The organism is Acidimicrobiia bacterium (assembly GCA_016650365.1).
In the GTDB taxonomy this organism is placed as follows: domain Bacteria; phylum Actinomycetota; class Acidimicrobiia; order Spongiisociales; family JAENVV01; genus JAENVV01.
On the sequence record JAENVV010000258.1, the window covers coordinates 1 to 1,383 of the forward strand.

At 56.8% G+C, this 1,383-nt stretch carries 2 protein-coding genes; both read left to right on the forward strand.

Annotated elements, in window-relative coordinates; translation table 11 throughout:
* On the forward strand, positions 1-791 hold a 791-nt coding region (locus JJE47_14835), incomplete at its 5' end, for a GDP-mannose 4,6-dehydratase (GenBank protein ID MBK5268695.1).
* Positions 788-1,383 (forward strand): NTP transferase domain-containing protein (locus JJE47_14840; GenBank protein MBK5268696.1); only part of this gene is annotated, 596 nt, incomplete at its 3' end. The genes JJE47_14835 and JJE47_14840, both read left to right, overlap by 4 nt.

Here is a 1,383-nt window from a genome sequence, read left to right on the forward strand (position 1 = left end):
ACATTCGCGATCTTGCATTGGTCGATAAGCTTGTGAGCGAGGCCGACGTAGTGGTCAACTTCGCAGCTGAAAGCCACGTTGATCGGTCAATAGATGGTCCATCGGTTTTCTTGGAGACCAACGTTGTGGGAACGGGAGTGCTCATTGATGCAGCCTGTCGACACAACGTCGGCCGGTTCGTCCAGGTGTCGACCGACGAGGTCTATGGGTCAATTGCCGAAGGTTTCGCTCCTGAGAACGCTCCGCTCGATCCATCCTCCCCGTATTCGGCATCGAAGGCCGGGTCTGATTTGCTGGTCCACTCCTATGGCGTCACCTTTGACTATCCGGCGATCATTACTCGTTGTACGAACAACTATGGGCCGTATCAGTTTCCTGAAAAGATGATTCCCCTCTTTGTAACCAACCTGCTCGAAGGCAAACAGGTGCCGGTATACGGAGACGGTCTCAATGAACGTGACTGGCTGTATGTCGAGGATCACTGTTCTGCCATCTATCTGCTCGCTAATGAAGGACAACCTGGCGAGATCTACAACATTGGTGCCAACGCCCAGGTTTCGAATCTGGAACTGACCAAGCGGTTGCTCGCTGCCACCGGCCGCGATGACTCTTTTATCAACTTTGTGGCAGATCGGCCAGGCCACGACCGACGGTATGCGGTCGATTCGAGCAAGCTGCGGAATCTTGGTTGGGCGCCCGCCCACACCCTCGATGCACGCCTTGAGGATACGATTGCCTTCTACCGTGATCGCCAGGATTGGTGGGGACCGTTGAAGGCTGGGCGATCATGAAGGGCATAGTTCTGGCCGGCGGGGCTGGTAGTCGCCTGTATCCACTCACCCGGGTGGCTTCGAAACAGCTTCAGCCGGTGTACGACAAGCCCATGATCTACTACCCCCTCAGCACGCTCATGGCGGCCGGCATTCGCGAGGTTCTCCTCATCACCACGCCGGAGGATGTTGCCCGGTTTGAGTACCTGCTCGGGGATGGGTCGCAATGGGGCATCGAGCTTTCGTACGCCGTACAGCCAGAACCAAAAGGAATCGCCCAGGCGTTCCTGGTTGGAGAGGAGTTCATCGCCAATACCCCGGTTACCCTGATCCTGGGCGACAATATCTTCTACGGGCGCATCGGTCTTGAGCAGGTCGTGGCCGAGTTCCGTCATGGCGCCTACGTCTTTGGCTATCCGGTCGCCGACCCGGAACGATATGGAGTCGTCGACTTTGATCTGGATGGCAAGGCCCTCTCGATTGAAGAGAAGCCGGACAAGCCGAAATCGCGATACGCCGTCCCGGGTTTGTATGTCTACGACGAGCAGGTGGTTGCGATTGCCAGGAACATGGCGCCATCCCAACGCGGTGAGCTTGAGATAACGGATGTGAA